Genomic DNA, 23,914 nt, shown 5'->3' on the forward strand with positions numbered 1-23,914 from the left:
AGTTGCCAACCGAGGGCCGGACATTGGCCACTGTGGCGCATCCGGTTCGGACTGTCGGTGTCCCGCACCACCGTGGCCGCGCTCACCCGGCCACGGGAGGCCTTCCCGGAGGCCGAGTGGCGTGTACACGTGGACGACGCGGACGTCCCCTGGGTGAACGGGAAGCACGATCCCCGGGCCGTGGGATGACAATCCGGTCAACGGTTCTTTGGTCAACCGGCTGGCGCCTGAGCTGTCCTTGATACACAGTGGTAAAAGAGGGCTCTGCCAGCGCCAACCTTTCTGGAACACTGGGCCAGGCCCTCGGGTCCGCCGCCGCTGACGGGAACCCGGGAGGGCTCATTGCCGCTTGTCTACCGCACGCTCGTCGCCGTCCACGACGACGACGGGGATCTCGTCGCCGTCGCTTCGGCCGTCCTCTCCCGCTGGCTGAGCAAACGCGGCAACTCGGGCGCGCGCGTGGACTTCGGTTCGCCGGGCCGCTACGAGCTCAGCAACCGCTCGCGTGCGCTGGTCGCGCGGCACGAGAACACCGATGAGGGGCTCACCTTCCTGCGGCTGACCACGGAGTCCGACAAGGCCGACGGGGTGTGGCGGACCCTGGCCACCGTCGTCGTGGACCCCGAGCTCTCGCCGTGGAACTACGTGTGGATCGACATGACCGTCGACCCCGCCTCCGCCGCCACCCCAGACACCCCCCGCCTGGACGTGATGCCGCCCGAGGCTGCGCGCATGCTGCTGGAGGCGGTCGCCGCGCACGACGGCGCCCATCCCCTGCCCTCCACACCGCGGATCGTGCGCGGGCGCGACGACGCCGACGTGGCTGCGCTGATCTCCAGCGTGCGCGATCCCCTGCGCAGACTGGCGATCGTGGCTACCGGGGCGCCCCGTGACGTGACCGTCGCCGACTGGCGCAACTCGATGGCGGGCTCCCTGTCCCGCTGCACCGGAATGTGCGCCGGGTACGTGCTGGACGGGGCCGCCCTGGACCGGGTGGGCGGGATCCTGCCCCGGGACCTGGACGTGCCCGCGGGCGGGGTGCGCACCTTTTTACCAGGGGTGGACCTGGCCGACCCGGAGGACGCCCAGCGTCACCCCAGAATGAGCCCGACCACCCTGGACACCGCCCGCGACGGCGAGCGCGTGCGCAACTGGGTGGGCGCCGCGCTGTCCCGGAGAGTGCGCGACAACGCCGTCGGGCTGGCGCTGCCCGAGGCACTCAAGGCGATCGACATCCTTCTGTCAGAGGAGACCGAGGACCTGCGCCGGGGTCCCAGCACCCCGCTTCCCCCCGCGTCACAGCAGACAGCAACGACCGGATCGGGGAACACCATCGCGCACCAGTCCGAGCCGGACTCGGTCATCATGGCGGAACTGGCCGCCGCCCAGGCCCAGGAGCAACAGGCCCGGCGGCTCAGAGAGGAGGTGCGCCGGCTCAGCGCGCGAATCGGGGAACTCTCGGAGGAGCGCCAGGCCCTGCTCGCGGAGACCGCGGACCTCACCGAGGAGCTGGACTCCGCCCGGGACGAGCGGCGCAGCGCCCGCTACGAGGCGCAGTGGCTGCGCGAGCGGATCCGGGAGGAGGGCCTGTTCCGGCTGGCCGCGACCCCGGCCCCGCACGACCCCGAGCAGCGGCCACCGTCCAGCGTGGCGGAGCTGCTGGAGCGGATCACCGACGGGACGGCGCTGCCGCACCTGTTCTTCACCATCGAGGACCAGACGGTGTACGAGCTCTCCGACAGCCGCAAGGAAGGGCTGTGGGTGACCCGGGCCTGGGAGGCGCTGCTGGCGCTGAACGACTACGCGCGCTACCAGTTCGACAACCCCGGCAGCGGGCTGGGCTTCCACTCCTACCTGCGCGATCCCCCGAACGGCTACCGGGTGATCCCGGTCAAGCGGCTGGCCTCGCAGGAGTCGGACTACGTGCGCAACCGCGGCAAGCTCAACGAGAAACGGGTGTTCCAGGTACCGACCGAGGTGGACCCGGCAGGCCGGGTGCCGATGTACGCGCACATCAAGCTGGACATCGAGTACGGCATCTGCCCGCGGCTGTACTTCTACCCGCACCTGGGCCCGGACACCACCAACCGGGTGTACGTGGGCTACCTGGGTCGCCACCTGCCGGTACAGCAGTCGAACTGATGGCGCTCACGCCACGCGGTCAGACCACCTTGTGGCCGTAGGCGTCGGACAGCGCGGCCAGGTCCGGCTCGCCGTACCGGTCGACCAGCTCCTTGAACCGGAGCTCCTTGTCCGAGCCGAAGCGCCGCACCTTGGCCGCGAAGGAGGCGGCGGTGAGGAAGACCGGCGGTTGACTCTTACTGTGGAACTTGTCCGCGTACATGACCAGTTCCTCCTCGGGCGACTCGGCGAGGTAGTCGGCCACTGGAATGGGCAACCCCTGGGAGCGCACGTCCTCGCTGGTCACACCCACACCGGTGTGGTGGGAGCAGAAGCGGCACAGGGTCTCGGGCAGCCCTTCCCCTGCCAGGAGCTCGTGGCCGAGCACCCCGTGGCTGACGTAGCGGGAGCCGTCGAGCTGACCGTCGGGGCCGTACAGCCGGTAGACGCCGATGTCGTGGAGCAGGCAGCCCGCGCGCACGAGGTCGGCGTTCACGCCGGGGGCGGCGCGGCCCAGGAGCTGTTCGACCACCTCGCACACGACCCGGCAGTGGGTGTACACGCGGTCGAAGGCCTCGGCGGTGGGCGCGTGGCGCTCGTGGAGGGCCCGGATCTGTTCATCGGTGGGGATAGTCAGCACCCCAGCAGAGTAGACGCCGGACCGCGGTGCGGCGCGCATACCCTGGGGGCCGTGACGGGAACGAGTACAGCAGGCCTGGCGGGCCTGACGCGGACACTGGCGGAGCCGGAGTGGCGCGAGCGCGCCGAGCGGCACGCGCTACGCGTGGACGCGTTGGTCGGCGACCACCTGCGGCGCAGGAGCGCGGGCGAGCGGCATCCGGTCGAGGACTTCCTGTTCACCTACTACAACCTCAAACCCTCGCAGCTGCGGCGCTGGCACCCGGGCGCGGGTGCGGTACTGCTGGGCGAGGGCGCGCGCGAGCGGCTCTCGGAGCGTTTCTACACCGAACTATCCGGCGGGGTGGGGCTGGACGTGCCCGCGTTCCTGGCCGCACGGCCGGTGCTGGACTTCGTGGAACGGCTGCTGTCGTCGGTGGCCGAGCGCCCCGCACACCTGGGCTGTTTCGGGCTGCACGAGTGGGCGATGGCCTACCGGACCGAGGAGGTCCGGCACGACCAGGTCCCGCTGCGGCTGGGCCACGAGGGCACCGACCGGGTGGTGGAGTCGCACCGGATCCAGTGCTCCCACTTCGACGCGTTCCGGTTCTTCACCGAGCCCGCGCGCCCGCTCAACACCCTCCAGCCCACCCGGGAGCGGCAGGCGGAGCTGGACCAGCCGGGCTGTCTGCACGCCAACATGGACCTGTACAAGTGGGCGTACAAGCTCACCCCGGCGGTGCCGTCGGAGCTGGTGGCGGACTGCTTCGAGCTCTCCAAGGAGATCCGGGTCCTGGACATGCGCGCCTCGCCCTACGACCTGCGGGACTGGGGGTACGAGCCGGTGCGGATCGAGACGGCCGAGGGCAAGGCGGCGTACATGGAGTACCAGCGCGACTTCGCCGAACGCGGCGCGGTACTGCGCGAGCGGGTCCTGGCGGTCTGCCGGGAGCTGCGCGCGGCTGCCTGAGCCGCCCCGGAGCGGGACGGGCTCAGGGCAGGCCTGGTTCAGGGCAGGTCGGCGCGACCCGCCTCCTGGGCCTCCCGCTCCCGGGAGACCTTGTGCGCCCGCCAGGAGCCGAGGGCCAGCACGGTGACGCTGATCCCCATGGGCACGAGCAGAGCGGCGATCTGCCCGTTCGGGGTGGTCGCGATGGGGACCAGGACCAGCGAAGGCAGGCAGACCAGCCCGGCCACGATCGTCCAGCGCGCCGAGACCTCGTGCACGGTGTACCAGGCGAACTCACCGGAGCGGGTGTAGGCGGTCCGGATCCCGAAGAACTCGTTCGGTTTGATCCGCCGCTGGGCTCCCAGCACCCCCATGAGCACCAGGACCCCCGCCATGAGCACCACGGTCACCATGAGGATGACGAACGGAACAAGGGGCATCATCTGGTCGGCGTTCTCGGCCAGCGGGTTCACTGCGGGTCCTTTGCTACTTCGGGTTCCGGGGCGGGCTGGAGGGGAGGGCACAGGCGGCGGTGCCGCCGGGCAGCCGGTACCGGTTGGCGGCCACGACCCGGTAGGCGGCGCGGCTGAGCAGACGCGCTCCGGGCAGGAGCATCAGGCGGCCCAGGACCTCCGCGGGGAACCCGGCGGCCAGAAGGACCCCGGCGACCGCGTCTCCCCCGGCCAAGCGCCGTCCGTCCGGGTAGACGACCCAGGCCCGCTCATCGGTCTGCTCGGGGGTCAGCCCCAGGGCGTCGAGGTCGACGTCCTGCCAAGCCGCGAAGGCGGTCCGTGTGCGCAGGCGCTCACGGGCGAAGCCGACCGCCCGCTGGCAGAACCCGCAGTCCCGGTCGTATAGGAACAGCCCGGCCTCGGACCGTTCGCTCACACCCGCTGTGTCTTCCATACCTCCATCATTCCCTCCTGGCTCTGTCTCCAGCCGAGGGGGCTTCGGTGTCGGCTCTCACACCGTGCTCCATCCTGGCACCGCCCGTCTCTCCGGCGACAGTCACGAATGTCATGGGACATCCGTCATGCCCTCTTCGCTCAGCGATACCGGCTTTGGGAGAGTTGGGGCATGCCCGACCTCCCTCAGCGATCGCTGGTCGACCTCCTGGACCCGCGCGGCCCCCGCCCCCGCCTCGTCCTCCACCTCGTGTTCGGCGCCGTCGTGCTCGGCTTCGTCCTGGTGCGCGGCCTCAACGCCCTGGCCGAGGGGCGGTTGGTCCCGGCTCAGTACGTGTACCCCGACCCCGTCTTCCTCCTCATGCTGGGCGCGCTACTGCCCCTGTGCGCACTGTGGCCCCTCACCACCTGGGAGCGCGACGCCCCGGCCCACCGCCGGGCCGCCACCGTGGGTTTCCTCGCCTGTAGCGCCCTGCTCATGCCGGTCACGGTGGAGTTCGGCTTCTTCGGTCTGATCGCCGTCGCGATCGCCCTCGCCGTGTGCGCCTTCGGGCCGCTCGGCGGACTGGCCATGGCACTGCTGTTCGCACTGGTCAACATGGGGATGGGCCTGGCCGCTCCCGGGTTCGCCACCGGCCACGCGCTGTTCAACGGGGCTCTCCTGCTGGTCTACGGGCTCGGGGTGGTCGCCGCCGTGCTGACCCTGATCGGCGCCGTCCGGCAGTCCCAGCGCACCCGTGAACTCCTGGCAGAGCTGGCACAGGCCCACGATCAGCTGCGCGCGCACGCCGCCCGCGATCGGGAGCGTGCCATCGCCGATGAGCGCGCCCGGATGGCCCGGGAGATGCACGACAGCACCGGCCACCACCTGAGCGCCGTCCACCTGTGCCTGGCCAACGCCGAACGCGTGGTCGCGGCCCTGCCCGAGGACCTGCCGCGCGACCTCCTCGACGACCTCCGCGAGGACATCGGTCAGGCACGCAGGCTCACCAAGGAGACCCTGGCCGACACCCGCCGCTGGGTGCGGGCTCTCAAACCCATCGCGTTGGCCGAGCGTTCCGGTCCGGCCGCGCTGCGCTCGCTCACGGACTCCTTCGGCGAGCTGGGGGTGACCACCTCCTTCACCAGCAGCGGCGCGTGGCCCGGGGACCTGGACGGTGAGGCCGAGCTGGTCGCGTTCCGATGCGTGCAGGAGGCGCTGACCAACGCGCTGCGGCACTCCGGGGCGAGCCGGATCGAGGTGGCCGTGCACGCCGGAACGGAACGGTTGGACCTGATCGTCGCCGACGACGGGCTGGGCCCGGGCGAGGGGGCGCCGGGCTTCGGACTGACCGCGCTGCGCGAGCGCCTGGCCGCGCTGGGCGGGACCCTGGAGACCGGAGCCCGCTCGGGCGGCGGGTTCGAACTCCGGGCCCGGCTCCCGGTGAGGACCAACGATCAGGCACGAGAACTGGAGGCGGTGTGATGTCGCAGCCCAACCACGGGGCCAAGCGGGTCCGGGTGATCCTGGTGGACGACCACCGGATCGTCCGGCGCGGTCTGGCCCGGTTGCTGGCCGCCGAAGGGGACATCGAGGTGGTGGGCGAGGCCGAGGACGGGGTGGCCGCCCTCGCACTCCTCGGCTCCCCCGACCTCACCGAACCGCCGCACGTGGCCCTGGTGGACGTGCACATGCCGCGGATGGACGGCACAGAGCTGCTCGGGCACCTGGCGGAGTGCCACCCCGGCGTGGCGGCGGTGGTACTGACCAGCTTCGACGAGGACGAGCACCTGTTCGCCTGCCTGCGCGCGGGAGCGAAGGGCTACCTGCTCAAGGATGCCGAACCCGAGGAAGTCGCCGAGTCCGTCCGCCGAGCGGCCCGCGGGGAGAGCGTCCTGCTCGGACACGCTGCAGAACGGATGATCGCCAACCTCGCGGGTGCTGCCAGCAGCGGACCGACCCCGGAACCGGCACCCGCGTCGCCCCAGTCGGACTCCCACGGCCTCACCGACCGGGAATGGGACGTGGTGCGCCTGATCGGGACCGGGGCCAGCAACCGCGAGGTCGCCCGCACCCTGTTCCTGTCCGAGGGGACCGTCCGCAACCACGTCACCAACGCCCTGCGCAAGCTCGACCTGCGCGACCGCACCGCTCTGGCCCTCTGGTTCACCTCGTGGGAGAGCGGCCAGCAGCGGTAGCGGGTCAGGACCAGGCGACCGCCAGGCCCCAGGCCATCAGAGTGCCCAGGCCGAGGGAGAAGAGCAACGACAGGACGAACACCGTCACGTGCAGCCAGCGGAAGCGGCCCGTCTCCACCGGAACCCGGCGCCAGTGCCAGGCGCCGACGGTGACCGCGGCGGCGATCAGACCGAGGCCCAGGGCCCAGACGAACGCGGGGGTGCCGACCCAGTCCCCGTGCCGCAGCCCCAGCAGGTTCCAGGCCAGGGCGCCGAGGGTGAGCGAGACGGTTCGCAACCGGTCCAGCGGCCGCTGCGTGACCAGGGTTCGGCGGCGCAGCACCAGGGCGAGCAGGAGCCCGGCGGGGACCATCACCGCGGCGTAGGACACGAGCAGCTTCACCGGTACCGGGCTGCCGGGGATCCGCTGGGGGTCGTCGCCGAGCAGCTGGAAGGCGAGAGCCGGGGCCTCGACGCTGAAGCTGTTGGCCATGACCACCACCGACTGTTCCCCGTCCGTGGCGACCATGGTGCGGCTACCGAAGGAACCACCGCTGTGCCAGGTCACCTGACCGACGTCCGGCACGTCGAGCAGACGCCAGCCGAGCGCGATACCGAGTCCCTCAGGCTCCGCCTGCGGAACATCGAAATCGACCGTCTCGTGGACGGGTTCCAGAGCAGCCATTCCGGGCGCTTCGCCCTCGGCCACCGCGGTCATGAAGCGGACCAGGTCCTCGGGGGTGCCCCAGGTCGCGACCCCGGCGGCCGCGTAGTCGGTGTTGCGCCAGTCCTGGACCCGCGACCCGGGCTCGGTGTACGGACCGGCCCCGCCCTCGGGCACCCCGGCATCGCTGATCACGGTCGTGTCCAGACCCAGTGGGTCCAGGACCCGTTCGCGCACCAGCTCCGGGTAGGGGGTACCGGATTCCTCGGCCAGGGCCTCACCCAGGAGCGCGTACCCGGCGTTGCTGTACATGAAGCTGCCGGGGGCAGCTGCCTGCGTGGTGGCGGCGAACTCCAGCGGCGGCACCGCCTGGCGGTAGGAGTCACCCCAGGCGTTCCTGCGCAGCGCCCCGAGCAGGCCCTCCTCCATCTGCGTGACGAACCCGGCGTGGTGGGTGGCCAGGTCCTCCAGCGTGGCCTCGGCGATGGCCGGGTCGGCGAACTCGGTGTCCGGGAAGATCTCGCCGACAGTGCGGTCCAGGGAGGTCTCCCCTTCGGCCACCATGTCGGCGAGGGTCATCGCGGTGAAGACCTTGAACACCGAGCCGGTCTCGAACGGGGTGGTCGTGGTGACCGGCGCCGTGCCGTCAGCGGTGCCCGCGGTCACCCACTCGACCTGCTCGGGGACGTCGTTGGAGAACCGGGCGACGGCCAGGCCCTGCACCCGGTCGGGGTCCAGGGCGGCCGAGACGTCCGCGGCCAAGGGCACGTCACCCTCGAACTCCACCGCCGGAGTCGGGGAACGGTGCGGCAGGAGCGGGAAGAGCAGGACCGCGGCCAGGGCTGCCACCGCGCCGACCGCGAGGGCCACCAGCAGTACGTTGCGCGGCGCCGCCTCTGCCCGGGGCCGCTTCCCGGGGCGCTCGGGGACGGACTGTCCGGGGGCGGGCTGGTCCTGGTCCTGCGGAGTGTGCTGCGCGTCAGAGGGGGTCATGTCTCCGATTCTTCAGGGGCGCCGCCCCGTGCCACCAGTCACGGAGGTCACGGCCCCACCGGTCCTGTCACCGTGCTGGATGTCATGGCACGGCCTCCCCGGGTACGGCGAAGGGCGGGACCGGAGTACCGGTCCCGCCCCCGTGCGGCTCCGGACGGGGCCATCCGGAGCCAGCGGTCTACGCCTCGGAGTCGGTGCCCCCAGCGCGGCGCTTACGGCTCATGTACAGGGCCGCGCCGCCACCGGCGGCGGCAAGGGCGCCGGCGGCCACCAGACCGGCCAGGGCCGAACCGGTCACGGCCAGGTCGCTACCGTCCTTCTCCTGGCCCGGGCCAGCCTCGGTGACGGGGGTGGTGGGCTCGGGCTCCTCCTCGGAGCCGTCCTCGGGCAGGTCGGTCTCCTCGCCGGGGGTCTTGCCCTCGTCCGGGGTGTCCGGGTTCTCGGGGGTCTCCGGGGTGTCCGGGTTCTCCGTCTCCGGCTCATCGGTCGGAGTGGGGCTCGGCTCCGGGGTGGGGCTCGGCTCGGTCTCGCCGTCCTCCTCGGGGCAGTCGACCTTGAAGACCTTGTGCTTGCCGCCCTTGCCCTTCTGCCCGTCGAAGCTCCACTCGAGCTTGTAGTGGCCGTTGTCGAGGTTGAGGAGCTCGGTGCTGCCAGCCCCCTCCTCGTCGAGGACGAGCTCACCCTCAAGCTCGACGGTGCGCGAGTTGGGCGGTCCGCCGTGGGTCAGGATCTCCCAGGAGACCTCCTGGCCCGCGTCGAAGCCGAAGGCGACGACCTTGAACTCGCAGACCTTGGGCTCGTTGCGGTTGTCCTCGTCAGGGGTTTCGGGGTTGTGGATCTTGACGGTGCCGTTGTCGCCGGGCGCAGCGACGGCGGCAGTTCCCGCACTGAGAACGAGCCCGGCCGTGAGGGCTGCGGCGCCGAAGAGCCGGACGCCGAACGCGCCGGCGTCAGAGGGATTGAACACGAGGGACTCCTGTGAAATGACGGGGTCCACCGAGACGGGTGTGGACAGGAGTGGAAGGGGTGACTCAAGAAACTTACTCTCGTTCCCCTCTGCCACAGCCGACAAACCCATAACCGGAAAATCACGATTGAGAGACTCCGCTCGGAAAACCGGCGTCTCGCGGTGGCGAGCGGTGACGTCCCGGTATTGCCTGCTCAGGGGGCACGCCCGCGCGGGGCCGAGGCACACGAGAGCTCCACCCGGACGAAAACTCTTTGGCTCCAGGGCTTCCCGCCGATGAGAATGGCCGCCGTGACCAACTTGGAGATCCGCCCCTACCGCCCCTCCGACGAGGACCAGTGGCTGCGCTGCCGGGTCCTGTCCTTCCTTTACACCTCCTACTTCGACAACGCCGAAACCGCCAAGCCCCGTTTCGACCGCCCTTCGGCGGAGCTCGTCGCGGTCTACCAGGGCACCCTCGTGGGACTGGTGGACGCCCAGTTGGAGGAAGGTACGGCGATGATCGACACCATCGCCGTCCACCCGGACCACCAGGGCCGGGGCGTGGGGCGACGCTTGTTGGAGGCCCTGTTGGATCGGCTGAGGGCGGACGGGTTCGACACGGTCGAGGCATGGACCCGCGACGACGAGGCCACCGTGGCCTGGTACCGGGCGATGGGTTTCACCGACCAGGACCACCACCTGCACGTCTACGCCGTCGGCACGGAGGCCGGGAAGGCGGTCTCGCCTCGGATGGGCCGCGGTGTTCGCCGTGTCTTCTTCCACGCCGACATCTCGGACGAGGAACGTATGCGCGCAGAGTTCGGGAGAGTGCACGTGTGCCGAAGGTTCGTCCGCCCGGTGAACCTCTGATTTCGGCAAAGGCGGCGGAAGGCTAGTCCCGAATACAGGAGTGTTCTAATATGGAACACATGGTCCTCAACTCCACTGAGCTAGGCCTCCGGGTGTCCCAAGCACGCCAGCGTGCAGGTCTCACACAGGCCGAACTGTCCCAGGCCATCGGTGTGAACAGGTCGGTTCTCGCCAAGATGGAAAACGGCAGCCGTCGCCTGACTGCGCTGGAGCTGGCCCAGGTAGCCGAGGCCCTTGGTGAGCGAATCGAGTGGTTCGTCGAGGACACTCCGCCCGCGATCGTGTCCCATCGCAACGTCACGGATCCTGGCGAGCCCAGTCCACGCATCGATGCCGAGGTGGAGCGCCGGGTCCGCGCCGTGGAATTCGTCGCGCGCAACGACACCGAGTTCCGCGACAAGGTGAGACGACCTCCCGAATTTCCTCTGCCCGGGAGCCGGGAGGAAGCGGATAAGCTCGCGCGCGAAGCCCGCGAGTTGCTCGGCGTGGGACAGAGCGAACCGTTGCACGACCTCGGCACGAAAGTAATTCGTGCCGGTCTCCTCCCATTCATCGTCAATCTGGGACGTGACGCCGCCGATGCAGCCAGTGTTCTCCTGGACGCTGGCGCCGTCGCGGTCGTGAACGGCGGCCTCCGCGTGGGCCGTCGACGCCTGTCCCTCGCACATGAACTGGGGCATGTGCTCGTCGCGGATGAGTACACGGTCGACTGGCGCATCGACGGAAGCACGAATCGAGGCTTTCATGAGCAGTTGATGGACCGGTTCGCGCGATCCCTTCTACTACCGGACATTTCTCTGGAAGAGAATTGGGAAGTCTGTGGAGGCAATACGGAGAACGGTCTTCGTGCGGCCGCAGTTCGAGTGGCGAGTCACTTCCGGGTTGACATGTCCACGTTGGCACGTCGGCTCCGCGAGCTCGAACTGATCAGCGGTGCGCAGGCCGCTCAGGTGCGAACGACCAGGACCACCAAGGCAGACATCGTGGAACATGACCTCGTCAGTTCGGACGAGCTCCCGAAGAAGCCGCTGCCGCGTGTGTACGAAGCGGCTGTGCTGCGCCTGTTCACCTCCGAGAAGATCAGCGAGGAGCGCGCTCTGGACCTTTTGATGGGCACCTGGGAGACAGCGGAACTTCCAGAGCTTCCGAAGCTGAACGAGTCGGCGATATGGCAGTTCGTTTCATGAGCGAACCTTCCGTTGACGAGCTCGTCCTTGATACAGGCCCCCTCAGCCATCTGGCGGAAGCCGGATGGCTCGGTGTGTTGCGCACAGTGGCTGCTCCCCGTGCGGTGGTCATCACCGACGCGGTCGAACACGAGCTGCGGCAGGGCTCGCACTCTAGACCCCACCTTCAGCAGGTCCTGAACGCGGAGTGGACGAAAAAGCACTCTCTGGTTTCGGGCACCGAGATCGCGTCCTTCGCTCACTTTTCCGAATTCCTCGTTTCGGGAAGCCGGAATGTGGGCGAGTGTTCGGTCCTCGCCTACGCACAAGCACACAAGGCCACCGCGGTGATTGATGACCGTGCAGCCCGGAATCTCGCCCAGGACGCCGGCATCGCTTGCCAGGGAACTCTCGGTCTGCTTTGTGAAGCCATCCGTGCAGGTCTACTCACCACGGCCATGGTGGGCAGCTTGGCGGATCACCTCATCGAGACCAAGTACCATCTTCCGTTCCCTCCTGGTGGGTTCGAGGTATGGGCGAACGAACACGGGATCATCTCCCCGAACGAGAACTGAGCCCGGCCCTCCCCCACTGCCCGCCAGACGAAGACAACGCGCGCGATCCGCTCAGCGAGCGGATGAACCAGGGCCTGGCGCCGCCTTGGCCGAATGGTTCCGGCCAAGGCCGCGCTCCCCGACGGCTTGGTGGTGCTGGGTGATCAGACCGCGGCCGGGACGCGGGGGCGGGGGCGGCCCAGGTTCTGGGCCCAGGGGCGGGTGGTGGGTGGATCGGTGTGCGGCCAGAGCAGCACCAGGAGGGCGTCGATGTCAGTGGCCTCCTCCAGGCCAGCGGGGTTGGCGACCCAGAAGGATCGTGTGCTCTCACCCCACCAGATCACCAGGCGGCGGTAGCGGGCCTGGATGCGGGCGGCCTGGGTGTGCTCGCTGGCGTACTCCGAGCGGTGGCCGCCCAGCCGGGGAAGGCGTTCGGCGCGGCGCTCCCGGCAGGAGGGGTGGGTGCACGGAGGCGAGTACTGCGCCGAAGGCGTCCGTTGAGGGTGGTGGTGAGCGAAGCGATGCGAGAACAGCTGCTTCACCTCGCCCACATGGCGACTAGGCCAAACATCTCCATCCATGCCCTCCCCTCCTCCGCTGGCATGCATGCGGCGAACCTGGGCGGCTTCCAGATCATGGAGTTCTCTGAGGCAGCAGACCCCACCGTCGGCTATGCCGAGACCCACACTTACTGCGTGTTTGTTGAAGGACAGGACGAGATCAGGACGTATGACGCAATGTGGAGAGAAGCGCACAACGCTTCGCTCACTGTCGCTCAAACCATAGACTTCATCTACGAACTTTCTGCATCACTTGAGGACGTAACGTGACAAGCCTTGTGTTCCGGAAGAGCAGCTACAGCGGCGCCAGCCAGAACTGTGTGGAAGTCGCGCACATCCCCGCGAGGTTCCGAAAGAGCAGCTACAGCGGAACCGGAGAAGACTGTGTCGAGGTGGCCGAGCTACCCTGCGGCGCAGCCGTCCGGGACTCGAAGCATCCCGAGGCTGGGCACATCCCCTTCGCTGCCTTCGAGTGGGCGGGTTTCCTCAGGACCGCACTCTCTCGGTAACTTCCGGACAGGCCATGAACCTGTGAGACGACGCGCGGGCGCCCCTGACTCCCAGGGGCTCCCGCGCGTGCGTTGGGCCGTGGATCAGCTCGCGCCGTGGACGATGCGCTCTGCCTTGTCCTCGCTCGGCTGGATCTCGCCGGACAGGATCTGCTCCGCGTAGTGGCAGGCCACCCGGTGGGTACCGCTGCCTTGGTCACCGTGCAGCGGGCGCAGTTCCGGGCGCTCGGTGTCGCAGAGCTCCTCCTGACGCCACGGGCACCGGGTATGGAATCGGCAGCCCGTGGGCGGGTTCGCGGGCGAGGGCAGGTCACCGGCGAGCAGGATGCGCTCGCGGGTGTCCTCCACCGTCGGGTCCGGGACCGGCACGGCCGACATCAGGGACCGGGTGTACGGGTGTACCGGGGTTTCGTACAGCTCGTCGCTGGTGGCCTCCTCGACCATCGAGCCCAGGTACATCACCCCCACGACGTCGCTCACGTGCCGCACCACGGCGAGGTCGTGCGCGATGACCAGGTAGGTCAAGCCCAGTTCCTCCTGAAGCTCCTCCAGCAGGTTGAGCACCTGCGCCTGGATCGACACGTCCAGGGCCGAGACCGGCTCGTCGCAGATGATCAGGTCGGGCTCCAGCACCAGAGCCCGGGCGATGCCGATGCGCTGGCGCTGGCCGCCGGAGAACTCGTGCGGGTAGCGCTGCAATGCCTTGGCGGACAGTCCCACGCGTTCCAGAGCGTCCACCACGCGGCGGTGCTGGTCCTGCGTGGTCCGGCTGCGCCGCTGGCTCCGGCTGAGGCCCTTGGCCTCCTCGTCGGAGGGGCCGCCGATCCCGTGGGTCTGCAGGCCCTCCAGGAGGATGGAGCCGATGTTCTGGCGCGGGTTGAGGCTGCCCAGCGGGTCCTGGAAGACCATCTGGAGCTTGGCGCGCTCGCGGCGCATCGACTCCGAGTCGAGACGGGCAAGGTCGCGCCCGTCGAACCACACCTCACCCTCGGTGATCTGGTTCAGCCGCAGGACCGCGCGGCCCAGGGTGGTCTTGCCGCAGCCGGACTCGCCGACCAGGCCGTAGGTCTGACCCGGCTCGATGCTGAGCGAGACCCCGTCCACGGCGCGCACGTGCCCGACGGTGCGGTCGATGATCACGCCGCGTTTGATCGGGAAGTGGACCTTGAGGTCCTTGATCTCCAGCAGGCTCATCCCCGCTCCTCCTCGTCGTCGCCCGCCACGGCCGGGCTCTCCAGTACGGCCCGGTCCACCACGGCGGCGTGGCTGATGGGGTTCACACAGCGGTGAACGTGTGCCGAGCCCGCGTCGTCGCCTTCTCCGGCACCGTTGGCCACCTGGACCAGCGGGGGCGGCCCCTGGAGGCACTCCATCGTGTAGTGGTCACAGCGGGGGGCGAACGCGCACCCGTCCGTCCAGGCGATGTTGTCGTTGACCGAACCGCGCACCGGGGTCAGCGGTTCGCCGCGCGGCGCGTCCAGGCGGGGGATGGAGCCGAGCAGGCCCACCGTGTACGGGTGAGTGGGGGCGGCGAACAGGGGACCGCGCTGGGCGGTCTCCACGGCCCGGCCCGCGTACAGGACGTTGATGTCGTCGCAGAGCCCGGCCACCACTCCGAGGTCGTGGGTGATCATGAGCAGGGCCGTGCCCTCCTCGGTGACCAGGTCCTTGAGTAGTTCCAGGATCTGGGCCTGGATGGTGACGTCCAGCGCGGTGGTGGGTTCGTCGGCGATCATCAGCCGCGGTTTGCAGGCCACCGCCATCGCGATGAGCGCGCGCTGGCGCATCCCGCCGGACAGCTGGTGGGGGTACTCGTTCAGGCGGCGGTCGGGATCGGGGATGCCCACCCGGTAGAGCAGGTCGACGGCTTCCTTGCGGGCGGGCGTGCCGCGCATCCCACGGTGGCGTTTGAGGATCTCGGTGACCTGGACGCCGATGGGGACCACCGGGTTGAGCGAGCTGAGCGGGTCCTGGAAGATCATCGCCAGCTGGGAGCCGCGCAGGTCGCGCATTCGGCGGTTGGAGATGCGGAGCAGGTCCGCCTCCACGACCTCCTCGCCCCGGTCGGACAGACGCATGACGGCGCTGCCGCCGACCTTCACGCCCCGGTCCGGGAGCAACCCCATGAGGGCCAGGGAAGTGACACTCTTGCCGCAACCGGACTCACCGACCAGGCCGGTGACCTTTCCTTCTTCCAGGGTGAAGGAGACCCCATCGACGGCGCGGGTCTCCCCGTGCCCTCTGCGGTGGAACGCCACGGACAGCTCGTCCACCGCCAACAGCGGCGTGCTGGAACTCATGGTCACTTCCTCAACTTCGGGTCGAGCGCTTCACGCAGCGACTCACCCAGCAGGGTGAAGCCGAGTGCGGTGATGATGATGCCCAGGGCCGGGTAGACGGCCAGGGACGGTGCGCTGGACAGGAACCGCTGGGCTTCGGAGAGCATCGTTCCCCACTCGGGGAAGTTCGCGTCCGGGTTGCCCAGGCCCAGGTAGGACAGTGCGGCCGCGTCGATGATGGCGGTCGCCAGGGTGAGCGTGGACTGCACGATCACCGGACCCATGGAGTTGGGCAGGATGTGGGTGAGGGCGATCTTGCGCTTGCGCACGCCCAGCGCCTGGGCGGCCAGCACGTACTCGCGGTTGCCCTGGGAGATCATCGCGCCGCGCAGCAGACGGGCGAAGATCGGGATCTGGGCGATACCGACCGCGATCATGACCGTGGTGAGGCTGGGACCGACCAGGGCGGCGACGGTGACGGCGAGCAGCAGGGTCGGCATGGCCAACATCATGTCGATGACACGCATGACGACGTTGTCGACCTGGCGCCCCCAGCGTCCGCCCAGCACCGAGCAGGCCCCGGCGAGGCCTCCGAGGATCGCGCCGAAGAAGAAGCCGACGAGGGTGGCGACCACACCGACCAGCAGGGTCTGGCGGGCGCCGATCACCATGCGGGAGAACATGTCCCGGCCCAGGTGGTCCAGGCCGAGCCAGTTCCCGGCACGCGGGCCGACGAACTCGTTGCGGTTGGGGAAGACCTCGTTGCCCCAGGCCTGGGAGGTGGGGCTGTAGGGCGCGATGAGCGGTGAGAAAAGCGCGATGACGACGAACAGCGCGACGATGACCGCGCCGGTGATCGCCATGGGGCTGCGGCGCATCCGTTGGAAGGCCTCGCGCCAGATCCCGGAGCCGTGGCCGTCGTCGCCGCGGTCGCCCATGAGCTCGGCGAGGCGGTCGACCTTGGCGGCCTTGCGCTTGTGGAACGGGATCTTCTCTTCGGCCCCGGTCGCGTCCGGAGCCCCGGTCGCGTCCGGAACCTCGGACGGGTTCGAACTCGGTGTCGTAGGCATCACTGGGCCCGCACTCTCGGGTCGAGGAGGCTGTACGAGATGTCGACCAGGAGGTTGATGAACACGTACATGGTGGCGATGAGCAGGATGAACCCGGTGAGCACCGGGTAGTCACGGGTCTGGGTGGCCGCGTAGACGAAGGAGCCGATGCCGGGGAAGGCGAAGACGCTCTCGGTGAGGACAGCCCCGGCGAAGAGACTGCCCGCGAGCAAACCGACGGCCGTGACCACCGGCAGCAGGGCGTTGCGCAGCACGTGGCGGGTGCGCACCGTGGTGCGGTGCAGACCCTTGGCGTTGGCGGTGCGGACGTAGTCCTCGCCCATGACCTCCAGGACGCTGGCGCGGGTCATGCGAGTGATAACGGCCAACGGGATGGAGGCCAGTGCCAGCCCCGGCAGGACCAGGTGCGCGAGGGCGTCGGCGACCACGTCCCACTCGCGGGTCATGAGGCCGTCCAGGACGACGAACCCGGTGATATCGGTACGGCTCAGCCCCGGGGAGAGCCGGAAGGCCGACGGGAACCACCCGAGGTTCTCAGCGAAGATCACCTTGAGGATGAACGCCAGGAAGAAGACGGGGGTACAGATGCCCAGGAGGGAGCCGCCGACCGCGGCGAAGTCCAGCACGGTGCCGCGTTTGCGCGCCGCCAGGTAGCCCAGGGGCAGACCGACAGTGACGGCGATGAGCATCGCGGTCACGGCCAGTTCGAACGTGGCCGGGAAACGGAGGAAGAACTCGTCCAGGACCGGTCGGCTGGTCTGGAGTGAGGTTCCCAGGTCCCCCTGGACGATCCTGCCGAGGAAGGACAGGTACTGAACCGCGAGGGGTTCGTCCAGGCCGAGCGAGCGGCGCAGAGCAGCGCGTTGCTCCGCGGTCGCGTCGTCGGGGAGGAGGGCGTACTCCGGTCCGCCCGGAAGTCTTTGGAGCCAGACGAACAGCAGGATCGACAGGCCGCCGAGTGTCGGGATCAGCTGTAGGAGTCGCCTGACGATGAATCGCAGCACCTTCGCCGCCTTTCGCCAGTGGTGGGAACGATGGACGCGAAGCGTCCCCGCCGGGGTGTGGCGGGATGAACGGATGGTCCTTCGGGGGTTCCCCGAGGGGCGCGGCGGGGTTCCGTGGGGGGACGGGGCCGCCGTGGGGAGGGGAGTGACCGTGCGGGGCCGTCATACAGGGCCCGCCGTGCGAGGGCCCGACCGGTCAGGACCGGCCGGGCCCGGTGAACACAGCTCTCGGGTCAGGGAGAGGAGGTTCTGCCTGCTGCCCTACTTCCAGGAGGCCTCGGCGAAGTTCTCCTGGGTCAGCGGGCTGACGTTCGGCGGGTTGACGTCCCCGGAGAACGCGATGGAGGGCGGGGAGCTGGAGATGGGCAGCCCGGGCAGGACGTCCATCACCATCTCGTTGAGCTCCTGGTAACCGGCGACGCGCTCTTCCTCGTCGGGGTTACCGCTCACCTCTTCCATCTTGTCGAAGAGCTCCTGGTCGTCCAGGCCCCAGGCGCTGCTCGGCCCGGCGAACCAGGTGCCGATGAAGTTGTAGGCGTCGTTGTAGTCACCGGTCCAGCCGAGCAGGTAGAGCGGGCAGTTGCCGCTGTCGGTCTGGTTGATGTACTCGGCCCACTCATAGCTCGTGGCCTCAACGGTCACGCCGGCTTCCTGGAGGTCCTCGGTGATGACGTCGAAGATGTCCTTGGGAGCGGGCATGTACGGGCGGGTCACCTCGGTCGGGTAACAGAACTCGATCTCGAGGTCCTCGTAACCCGCGTCGGCGAGCTTCTCCTGGGCGAGCTCGGAGTCGTACTCGAACTCGCGCACATTGGGGGACCAGCCGTCGAGGGTGTCCGGGTGGAACTGCGTGGCGACCTCGCCGCCCTCGGGCAGGATGGTGTCCACGATGCGCTGGCGGTTGACCGCGTGTGCGAGGGCCTCACGGACCTCCAGGTCGGCCAGGGCCTCGTGGTCCTGCTGGTAGGCCAGGTAGAGGACGTTGAACACGTCGCGGGTGGGCACCTCGAAGCCCGCGTCCTGGAGCGGGGCGACGTCGGCGGGGGCGACCAGGTCGTACCCGTGGATGTCGTTGGCCTCCAGGGCCTGGCGGCGGGCGTTCTCGTCCGGGATGGCCCGGATGATCATCGTCTCGAAGCCCGCCGGGTCTCCCCAGTAACCGTCGAAGCGGTTGAAGGTGATCTCGCTCTGGTCCTGGTTCCATTCCTCCACCGTGAACGGACCGGTACCGGCGACCGTCCCCGGGACCTGGCTGTACTCGGGCAGGGTGGGGTTGCCCTCCTCACCGCCGATCTCCTGGCCCTCCATGGCCTCCAGGCTGCTGGGGCTCATGATGCCGAAGGCCGCGAGGCTGAAACCGCCCGGGTAGAGGGAGGAGTACTCGCTGACCTCGATGACGACGGTGAGTTCGTCCTCGGCGTCACAGGAGACGAAACGCGGCTCCGGCGGGGCGTGGTCCTCGTCGTTCTCCGCGAATCCGCCGAAGATCTTCTGCCAGTAATAGGAGTTGTTGGAGCTCTGGTAGGCACCGGTCAGATTGAACCAGCGGTCGAAATTGGCGCAGACCGCTTCGGCGTTCAGTTCGTCGCCGTCGTGGAACTCCACGCCGTCGCGGAGGCCGAAGGTCCAGACGGTACCGTCCTCGGACTGGTCCCAGGTCTCGGCCAGTCCGCCGATGATTTCGGAACCGCCGGATTCGTGCTCCAGAAGGGTTTCGAAAACCTGGCGGCTGTAACGGAAGGTCTCTCCGTCAGTCGCGAGGAAGGGGTCGAGCGATGCGATGTCACCGGCCGAGGCGAAGACGAACGGCTGCTCGTCGCCGCCGCCTGCGCCGCCTCGGTCGCTCTCCGCACAGGCTGTCGCCACCAGAGTGAGCGACGCCGCTACGGCCACGAGGCCGAGCGGCTTTCGGGAAGACTTCGTGAACATGGTCCACCTCAGTGATGGGGGACGGGGGGTTTGAGGCCCTGAACGATGCTCGGACCCTAAACCGGCCCGGGACCGCCTGGGAAGATAGACGGCTGGGTATTAATACAACCGTTTCAGATCTGTGCCGTGATCCATAGGCGTGTTTTTGGTCCGCATGTGTTTAACTGAGCACCACCTCCCCCTGAGTCACCCACGCCCCACTCCGGTGACATTGGGTATTCACACGAGCACAATTCCAAAGCCCATCGTCAGATCATGGGATGAATTAACGTATTGGCCATAATGTCCGCTTTCTGTTTCCCTCCGGAAAACGGGGCCCGGGCGCCGGCCGGGTCCCGTTCGTCCTATGATCTGCGGATGGACACTCCCCTTGACGACGCGGACCTCACCGCGTTCCTCGAAGGCCAGGACAGCACCTGGCTGGCCGAGCAGCTGATGCTCATCGCCGACGAGGACCCCATCACCCGCATCCGACTGAGCGCCGCGGCCGGAGCGGAGAGCGCAGTGGAGGAGGCCCGAGGTGCCGTACTGGCCCGGGTCACGGGCCACTCACCGCAGGAGGCAGCAGAGGACCCCGACGACGGGGATCCGCTGCACCGCGCGCTCGACCTGCTGGACGACCTCCTCGACTACGGCTTCGAGGACGAGGTCGGCGACATCGCCGACGAGGCGCGCGAGGTCTACACGGTCCGCCACGGCGAGGACGACAGCGAGCACCTGGCCCGCCTGCACGTCCTGGCCGACGGCGAGGAGGAGGACTGACCGGCGCCCCTGAGGCTTGAGAGACGAAAGGGCCCGGTGGCACCGAGGAGTTCCTCAGCGCCACCGGGCCCTCGGTTACCGACCCCAGAAGGCCTACAGTTCGCACCAGCGGCGCACGTTGGTGCTCCACAGCGCGATGTTGACGATGATGGCGAAGAACGACACGAACAGCCCGAACAGCAGCATCTGTGTGTCTGCCAGCCTGGCCGACATGTGCAGCGCGGACACGGCCGCACCGAGGGCGACCAGCGCCCCGAACTGGGCCGAGCGCCACAGCACGTGACCGGCGCGCCGCACCGGCAGCGCCAGCACGGCCATCCCGAAGGCGGTCAGCCCGGACACGACCAGCAGGATCCACAGGTCGGTCACGACCGGACTGGGCGCGCCCGCCTCCAGCATCGTCCAGGTCTGGTAGCCCAGCACGACGTACGCGACGGCGGTGACGAACATCAGTACACAGGTCTGCCGAACGTCCTGCGGGGGCCGCACGCCCGCACGGCGCGCGGCGAGAAGGCTCTGCCGAGGGGGCGGGACCACGTTGAAGGGCCGAACGGCGGAGGATATAGGGGACGTTTGGGAGTCTTGCATGACGAACAGGGTCGCGTGCCCGGGCGCACTACACAAGTGGAGCCCACACTCCCACACACACGGTCGCCAAACCATCACCAAAAGCCACGAAAACCCCGAATCGGGGCTGAGCGGCTCAGGTCTGGACCGCTCAGGTCTGGACCGCTCAGGTCTGGGCGGAGCTCAGCTGCCCGGACACGTACGCCAGCGCCTCGGCGTTGAGCGCGTCCAGGTCGCCGCGCACGTCGAGCTCCAGCCCCGCCTCGTCCGGGTCGAGCCGCTGGAGGGTCTCCAGCTGCGACCGCAGGAGCGCGGGTGGCATGAAGTGGTCCTCACGGGCGGCGATCCGCCCCCAGATCACCTCCGAGGGCCCGTGCATGTGCAGGAAGTGCACGTCGGGAGCCCCGGAGCGCAGCACGTCCCGGTAGGTGCGCTTGAGCGCCGAGCAGGCCATCACCGTCGACTCCCCCAGCGCCTCGTGGGCGCCGATCCAGTCGGCCAGTTCGCGCAGCCAGGGCCAGCGGTCCCCGTCGGTCAGCGGAACCCCGGCCGACATCTTCGTGATGTTGGCCTCGGGATGGAAGGCGTCAGCCTCCGCGAAGGGGAGCTCCAACCGGTCAGCGATGCGCTCGGCGACACTGGTCTTACCGCTGCCAGATACGCCCATGAAGACAAAGTGCATGGTCTCTCCGATATCTTGGCCCGCCGCCCGACCGCGACGCCGCCACCAATAGTGGTATCAATCAATCGGGCTAGGCTTCAGCCTGACCCCCGACCGGTTCCGGTCGTCATACGAGGAATCCTGGAAACTGCGAGGGACGAGATGGCCACCGAGCACCGAACGCTGCACAACCGGGTGCTGGCGGTACTCGGCCCGGCGATCGCCGCCGGGGACTACACCCCCGGCCACGCCTTCACGCTCCAGGGCCTGGAGCAGGACTTCGGCGTGTCCCGAACGGTCGCCCGCGAGGCGGTGCGCGTCCTGGAGTCGATGCGGCTGGTCGTGAGCCGTCCCAGGACCGGGATCCGGGTCCGGCCCCAGCGGGACTGGAGTGTGTTCGACCCCCAGCTCATCCGCTGGCGCCTGGCCGGTTCGGGCCGGATGGACCAGCTGCGCTCCCTCAACGAGCTCCGCGCCGCCGTGGAGCCGGGCGCCGCCGCTCTGGCGGCCGAGCGCGGCCCCGACGACGAGCGGGCCCAGCTGGTGGTGGTGGCCGAGCAGATGACCCTGACCGGCCAGGCCGGTGAGCTCACCACCTTCATGGAGCTCGACATCACCTTCCACCGCCGCATCCTGGAGCTGTCGGGCAACGAGATGCTGTCCGGCCTGGCCGAGGTGGTCACCGAGGTGCTGGTCGGCCGCACCTCCTACGACCTGATGCCGCACAACCCCCGTCCGGAGGCGCTGCGCCTGCACACGGCGGTGGCGCAGGCCATCCGGGACGGTCTGCCCGACGTGGCGGAGGCGGCGATGCGGTCCATCGTCACCGAGGTCGCGGACGCGCTCCGCAAAGACGGTACGGAGCCCGTCCGCTGACTCGGCTACCGGCGGCCCGCCCACCGGCCCGGCCGAACGCGTGCCCTACAGGACCAGGTAGAGGCCGAAGGCGAACCCGAAGCCGATGAAGCCGATGAGGGTCTCCATGACCGTCCAGGTCTTCAGCGTGGTCTTGACGTCCATCCCCAGGAAACGGCCGACCAGCCAGAACCCGGAGTCGTTGACGTGCGAGAGCGCGGTGGCGCCGGAGGCGATCGCGATCACGATCAGCGCGAGGTCGATGGAGCTGAGCCCGGAGGTGGCCTGCACCGCCGGGGCGATCAGGCCCGCCGCGGTAGTGATGGCGACCGTGGCCGACCCCTGGGCGACGCGCAGGGCCAGCGCGATGATGAACGCCGCGACGATGACCGGCATGCCCGTGCCCTCCAGGCTCCCGGCGAGGGCGTCGCCGATGCCGCTGGCCCGCAGGACGCCGCCGAACATACCGCCCGCGCCGGTGATCAGGATGATGCCGCAGACGGGGCCGAGCGCGCCGCCAACGATCTCCTCGACCCGCTGGCGGGTGAAGCGGCCGTTGCTGAGCACCACCATCGCGTAGAGCACGGTGATGAGCAGCGCGATGGGGGTGGCGCCGACGAGCTGGAGGGCCTGGACCCAGAACAGGTCCTCGGAAACGGTTCCGGTCGCGGTGAGGGTACCGGTTCCGGTGTTGGCGAAGATGAGCAGCATCGGCAGGAGCAGGATGCTGAGCACGGTGAGCAGGTGCGGCGGGTTCTCGTGCTTGACGTCGCCGTTGCCCATGATGTCGTCCGGGACGGGGAGCTCGAAGCGCTTGCCCGCCCACAGGCCGTAGAGGTAGCTGGCCAGGTACCAGGTGGGGATGGCCAGGACTGCGCCGACCAGCAGGGTCAGCCCCATGTCCGCGCCGATCTCCACGGCGGCGGTGACCGGTCCGGGGTGCGGCGGCACGAAGGCGTGCATGACCGCGAAGGCGCCGGCGGTGGGCAGCGCGTACGTGAGCACGGAACCGCCCACGCGGCGGGCGACGCTGAAGACGATCGGCAGCATCACGACGAGGCCAACGTCGAAGAAGATCGGGAAGCCGAAGAGCAGTGAGGCCACGCCGAGGGCCAGCGGGGCGCGCTTCTCACCGAACAGCTTGATCAGCGCACCGGCCAGGACGGCGGCACCGCCGGTGACCTCCAACATCCGGCCGATCATCACGCCCAGGCCCACCAGTAGGGCGACGTTGGCGAGGGTGCCGCCGAAGCCGTCCAGCAGGGTGGGCACGACCCCGTCCACCGGAATCCCCGCGGCCAGCGCGGTGAGCACGCTGACCAGGACCAGTGCGATGAACGCGTGCAACTTGAAGCGGATGATCAGGAACAGCAGGAGCGCGATGGCACCCGCCGCGATCCCGAGAAGGGGACCCGTGCCGTAGACGGGTTCGAAGTTCTCCACGACGGAGCCTTCCAGTGGACGGGACAGTGGTGCTTGGCCGTGGCTGAACACGCCCTTGACCTGCTCTTGAGCCAAGCTGAGTGAATGGTAATACCATTTGTGAGCCCGTGTGAACACGAGGTTTCGATTTTGTGAGAGAGACCCAGGTCACAGGCCTGAAATCCGTCGAAGTGCCCCCGGCTGCCACCCTCCGGTCAACCATCCGGGCAAGATGCCACCTGGCCGGACAGGCCGGTATTTTCACGGCACTCATGAATAAAACCGGAGGCTGATGGGGCCGCTGTGCAGAAGCCGGTGGCCGAAAATTGACACCCCGCCAGCCGAGACCC

Annotated in this window: 26 protein-coding genes; 12 read left to right on the forward strand and 14 right to left on the reverse strand. The window is 69.0% G+C overall.

All coding sequences use genetic code 11. The annotated features are described in order from the left end of the window. The first annotated feature begins 57 nt into the window (after nt 1–57). The gene (locus D457_RS37535; RefSeq protein ID WP_017581821.1) at nt 58–189 is read left to right on the forward strand and encodes a hypothetical protein; all 132 of its coding nucleotides are present in this window, start codon (nt 58–60) and stop codon (nt 187–189) included. A gap of 153 nt (nt 190–342) precedes the next feature. After that, the gene (locus D457_RS0116715) at nt 343–2,142 is read left to right on the forward strand and encodes a hypothetical protein (RefSeq protein WP_017581822.1); all 1,800 of its coding nucleotides are present in this window, start codon (nt 343–345) and stop codon (nt 2,140–2,142) included. A gap of 19 nt (nt 2,143–2,161) precedes the next feature. Here the strand turns inward: D457_RS0116715 and D457_RS0116720 are convergent, their stop codons facing one another. After that, the gene (locus tag D457_RS0116720) at nt 2,162–2,758 is read right to left on the reverse strand and encodes an HD domain-containing protein (protein ID WP_026116724.1); all 597 of its coding nucleotides are present in this window, start codon (nt 2,756–2,758) and stop codon (nt 2,162–2,164) included. Nucleotides 2,759–2,812: 54 nt separating this feature from the next. On the opposite strand from D457_RS0116720, the gene D457_RS0116725 reads away from it, so the two are divergent. Next, nucleotides 2,813–3,709, forward strand: a complete 897-nt coding sequence (locus D457_RS0116725; RefSeq protein ID WP_051072950.1) for a hypothetical protein — start codon at nt 2,813–2,815, stop codon at nt 3,707–3,709. A gap of 38 nt (nt 3,710–3,747) precedes the next feature. Here D457_RS0116725 and D457_RS0116730 read toward each other — a convergent pair whose 3' ends face one another. After that, nucleotides 3,748–4,161 (reverse strand): SdpI family protein, encoded by a 414-nt coding sequence (locus D457_RS0116730; RefSeq protein WP_017581825.1) that lies wholly within the window; start codon nt 4,159–4,161, stop codon nt 3,748–3,750. Nucleotides 4,162–4,174: 13 nt separating this feature from the next. Beyond that, nucleotides 4,175–4,594 (reverse strand): thiol-disulfide oxidoreductase DCC family protein, encoded by a 420-nt coding sequence (locus tag D457_RS0116735; RefSeq protein ID WP_051072951.1) that lies wholly within the window; start codon nt 4,592–4,594, stop codon nt 4,175–4,177. Nucleotides 4,595–4,765: 171 nt separating this feature from the next. On the opposite strand from D457_RS0116735, the gene D457_RS0116740 reads away from it, so the two are divergent. Both D457_RS0116740 and D457_RS0116745 read left to right on the forward strand, forming a co-directional pair. Beyond that, the gene (locus D457_RS0116740; protein WP_017581827.1) at nt 4,766–6,058 is read left to right on the forward strand and encodes a sensor histidine kinase; all 1,293 of its coding nucleotides are present in this window, start codon (nt 4,766–4,768) and stop codon (nt 6,056–6,058) included. Further along, nucleotides 6,058–6,771, forward strand: a complete 714-nt coding sequence (locus D457_RS0116745) for a response regulator (protein WP_017581828.1) — start codon at nt 6,058–6,060, stop codon at nt 6,769–6,771. The genes D457_RS0116740 and D457_RS0116745 overlap by 1 nt, the downstream gene beginning before the upstream one ends. Nucleotides 6,772–6,775: 4 nt before the next feature. On the opposite strand, the gene D457_RS0116750 is transcribed toward D457_RS0116745, so the two are convergent. Continuing rightward, the gene (locus D457_RS0116750) at nt 6,776–8,407 is read right to left on the reverse strand and encodes a serine hydrolase domain-containing protein (RefSeq protein WP_017581829.1); all 1,632 of its coding nucleotides are present in this window, start codon (nt 8,405–8,407) and stop codon (nt 6,776–6,778) included. 178 nt (nt 8,408–8,585) lie between these two features. Next, nucleotides 8,586–9,374 (reverse strand): hypothetical protein, encoded by a 789-nt coding sequence (locus D457_RS0116755; RefSeq protein ID WP_039831367.1) that lies wholly within the window; start codon nt 9,372–9,374, stop codon nt 8,586–8,588. Between the two features lie 282 nt (nt 9,375–9,656). Between D457_RS0116755 and D457_RS0116760 the strand changes: the two genes are divergently transcribed. Genes D457_RS0116760 through D457_RS0116775 form a run of 3 tightly spaced genes read left to right on the forward strand, consistent with a single transcriptional unit; the run spans nt 9,657 to nt 11,967 of the window. Beyond that, entirely contained in the window at nt 9,657–10,226 is a 570-nt protein-coding gene (locus D457_RS0116760; protein ID WP_017581831.1) for a GNAT family N-acetyltransferase, read from the forward strand. A gap of 59 nt (nt 10,227–10,285) precedes the next feature. Continuing rightward, nucleotides 10,286–11,413, forward strand: coding sequence for a helix-turn-helix domain-containing protein (locus tag D457_RS32710; protein ID WP_152514257.1), 1,128 nt, complete (start codon nt 10,286–10,288; stop codon nt 11,411–11,413). Further along, nucleotides 11,410–11,967: a hypothetical protein gene (locus tag D457_RS0116775; RefSeq protein WP_026116728.1), complete on the forward strand. Its 558-nt coding sequence runs from the start codon at nt 11,410–11,412 to the stop codon at nt 11,965–11,967. The genes D457_RS32710 and D457_RS0116775 overlap by 4 nt, the downstream gene beginning before the upstream one ends. Nucleotides 11,968–12,110: 143 nt before the next feature. Here D457_RS0116775 and D457_RS0116780 read toward each other — a convergent pair whose 3' ends face one another. Next, a complete protein-coding gene (locus D457_RS0116780) occupies nt 12,111–12,497 on the reverse strand; it encodes a hypothetical protein (protein WP_017581834.1) in 387 nt (128 codons plus the stop codon). Here D457_RS0116780 and D457_RS32715 point away from each other — a divergent pair, their 5' ends adjacent. Together D457_RS32715 and D457_RS0116790 are read left to right on the forward strand one after the other, a co-directional pair. Next, entirely contained in the window at nt 12,498–12,776 is a 279-nt protein-coding gene (locus D457_RS32715; protein ID WP_017581835.1) for a Scr1 family TA system antitoxin-like transcriptional regulator, read from the forward strand. It abuts the gene before it with no gap. After that, the gene (locus tag D457_RS0116790; protein WP_017581836.1) at nt 12,773–13,015 is read left to right on the forward strand and encodes a DUF397 domain-containing protein; all 243 of its coding nucleotides are present in this window, start codon (nt 12,773–12,775) and stop codon (nt 13,013–13,015) included. Before D457_RS32715 ends, D457_RS0116790 begins: the two co-directional genes overlap by 4 nt. 84 nt (nt 13,016–13,099) lie before the next feature. Here D457_RS0116790 and D457_RS0116795 read toward each other — a convergent pair whose 3' ends face one another. The 5 genes from D457_RS0116795 to D457_RS0116815 all read right to left on the reverse strand — a co-directional run bounded on the left by D457_RS0116795 (nt 13,100) and on the right by D457_RS0116815 (nt 19,297). Beyond that, on the reverse strand, nt 13,100–14,209 hold the full coding sequence (locus tag D457_RS0116795) for an ABC transporter ATP-binding protein (RefSeq protein ID WP_017581837.1): 1,110 nt from the start codon (nt 14,207–14,209) through the stop codon (nt 13,100–13,102). Next, nucleotides 14,206–15,315, reverse strand: coding sequence for an ABC transporter ATP-binding protein (locus D457_RS0116800; RefSeq protein ID WP_026116729.1), 1,110 nt, complete (start codon nt 15,313–15,315; stop codon nt 14,206–14,208). Before D457_RS0116800 ends, D457_RS0116795 begins: the two co-directional genes overlap by 4 nt. Nucleotides 15,316–15,317: 2 nt before the next feature. Beyond that, nucleotides 15,318–16,364, reverse strand: coding sequence for an ABC transporter permease (locus tag D457_RS0116805; RefSeq protein ID WP_017581839.1), 1,047 nt, complete (start codon nt 16,362–16,364; stop codon nt 15,318–15,320). Next, a complete protein-coding gene (locus tag D457_RS0116810; RefSeq protein ID WP_017581840.1) occupies nt 16,364–17,368 on the reverse strand; it encodes an ABC transporter permease in 1,005 nt (334 codons plus the stop codon). Before D457_RS0116810 ends, D457_RS0116805 begins: the two co-directional genes overlap by 1 nt. Before the next feature lie 261 nt (nt 17,369–17,629). Beyond that, nucleotides 17,630–19,297 (reverse strand): ABC transporter substrate-binding protein, encoded by a 1,668-nt coding sequence (locus D457_RS0116815; protein WP_017581841.1) that lies wholly within the window; start codon nt 19,295–19,297, stop codon nt 17,630–17,632. A 357-nt stretch (nt 19,298–19,654) separates the two neighbouring features. On the opposite strand from D457_RS0116815, the gene D457_RS0116820 reads away from it, so the two are divergent. Further along, nucleotides 19,655–20,059, forward strand: a complete 405-nt coding sequence (locus tag D457_RS0116820) for a hypothetical protein (protein ID WP_017581842.1) — start codon at nt 19,655–19,657, stop codon at nt 20,057–20,059. Nucleotides 20,060–20,152: 93 nt separating this feature from the next. On the opposite strand, the gene D457_RS0116825 is transcribed toward D457_RS0116820, so the two are convergent. Both D457_RS0116825 and D457_RS0116830 read right to left on the reverse strand, forming a co-directional pair. Further along, nucleotides 20,153–20,647 carry a hypothetical protein gene (locus tag D457_RS0116825; protein ID WP_239646125.1) on the reverse strand — a complete coding sequence of 165 codons (495 nt, stop codon included), beginning with the start codon at nt 20,645–20,647 and terminating at the stop codon, nt 20,153–20,155. Between the two features lie 145 nt (nt 20,648–20,792). Beyond that, on the reverse strand, nt 20,793–21,308 hold the full coding sequence (locus D457_RS0116830; protein ID WP_017581844.1) for a gluconokinase: 516 nt from the start codon (nt 21,306–21,308) through the stop codon (nt 20,793–20,795). Between the two features lie 141 nt (nt 21,309–21,449). On the opposite strand from D457_RS0116830, the gene D457_RS0116835 reads away from it, so the two are divergent. After that, the gene (locus D457_RS0116835; RefSeq protein WP_017581845.1) at nt 21,450–22,163 is read left to right on the forward strand and encodes a FadR/GntR family transcriptional regulator; all 714 of its coding nucleotides are present in this window, start codon (nt 21,450–21,452) and stop codon (nt 22,161–22,163) included. A gap of 45 nt (nt 22,164–22,208) precedes the next feature. Here the strand turns inward: D457_RS0116835 and D457_RS0116840 are convergent, their stop codons facing one another. Continuing rightward, nucleotides 22,209–23,585, reverse strand: coding sequence for a GntP family permease (locus tag D457_RS0116840; protein ID WP_017581846.1), 1,377 nt, complete (start codon nt 23,583–23,585; stop codon nt 22,209–22,211). Nucleotides 23,586–23,914 lie beyond the last annotated feature (329 nt).

Source organism: Nocardiopsis valliformis DSM 45023 (assembly GCF_000340985.1).
In the GTDB taxonomy this organism is placed as follows: Bacteria; Actinomycetota; Actinomycetes; order Streptosporangiales; family Streptosporangiaceae; genus Nocardiopsis; species Nocardiopsis exhalans.

Bases quoted from the DNA above. Each gene is read 5' to 3' on its own strand.
- D457_RS0116800 (WP_026116729.1), bottom strand. From the start codon at position 15,315: ATGAGTTCCAGCACGCCGCTGTTGGCGGTGGACGAGCTGTCCGTGGCG.
- D457_RS0116735 (WP_051072951.1), bottom strand. From the start codon at position 4,594: ATGGAAGACACAGCGGGTGTGAGCGAACGGTCCGAGGCCGGGCTGTTC.
- D457_RS0116815 (WP_017581841.1), bottom strand. From the start codon at position 19,297: ATGTTCACGAAGTCTTCCCGAAAGCCGCTCGGCCTCGTGGCCGTAGCG.
- D457_RS0116740 (WP_017581827.1), top strand. From the start codon at position 4,766: ATGCCCGACCTCCCTCAGCGATCGCTGGTCGACCTCCTGGACCCGCGC.
- D457_RS0116825 (WP_239646125.1), bottom strand. From the start codon at position 20,647: ATGCAAGACTCCCAAACGTCCCCTATATCCTCCGCCGTTCGGCCCTTC.
- D457_RS0116745 (WP_017581828.1), top strand. From the start codon at position 6,058: ATGTCGCAGCCCAACCACGGGGCCAAGCGGGTCCGGGTGATCCTGGTG.
- D457_RS32710 (WP_152514257.1), top strand. From the start codon at position 10,286: ATGGTCCTCAACTCCACTGAGCTAGGCCTCCGGGTGTCCCAAGCACGC.
- D457_RS0116750 (WP_017581829.1), bottom strand. From the start codon at position 8,407: ATGACCCCCTCTGACGCGCAGCACACTCCGCAGGACCAGGACCAGCCC.
- D457_RS0116820 (WP_017581842.1), top strand. From the start codon at position 19,655: ATGGACACTCCCCTTGACGACGCGGACCTCACCGCGTTCCTCGAAGGC.
- D457_RS0116805 (WP_017581839.1), bottom strand. From the start codon at position 16,364: ATGCCTACGACACCGAGTTCGAACCCGTCCGAGGTTCCGGACGCGACC.
- D457_RS0116830 (WP_017581844.1), bottom strand. From the start codon at position 21,308: ATGCACTTTGTCTTCATGGGCGTATCTGGCAGCGGTAAGACCAGTGTC.
- D457_RS0116760 (WP_017581831.1), top strand. From the start codon at position 9,657: ATGGCCGCCGTGACCAACTTGGAGATCCGCCCCTACCGCCCCTCCGAC.
- D457_RS32715 (WP_017581835.1), top strand. From the start codon at position 12,498: ATGGCGACTAGGCCAAACATCTCCATCCATGCCCTCCCCTCCTCCGCT.
- D457_RS0116795 (WP_017581837.1), bottom strand. From the start codon at position 14,209: ATGAGCCTGCTGGAGATCAAGGACCTCAAGGTCCACTTCCCGATCAAA.
- D457_RS0116835 (WP_017581845.1), top strand. From the start codon at position 21,450: ATGGCCACCGAGCACCGAACGCTGCACAACCGGGTGCTGGCGGTACTC.
- D457_RS0116775 (WP_026116728.1), top strand. From the start codon at position 11,410: ATGAGCGAACCTTCCGTTGACGAGCTCGTCCTTGATACAGGCCCCCTC.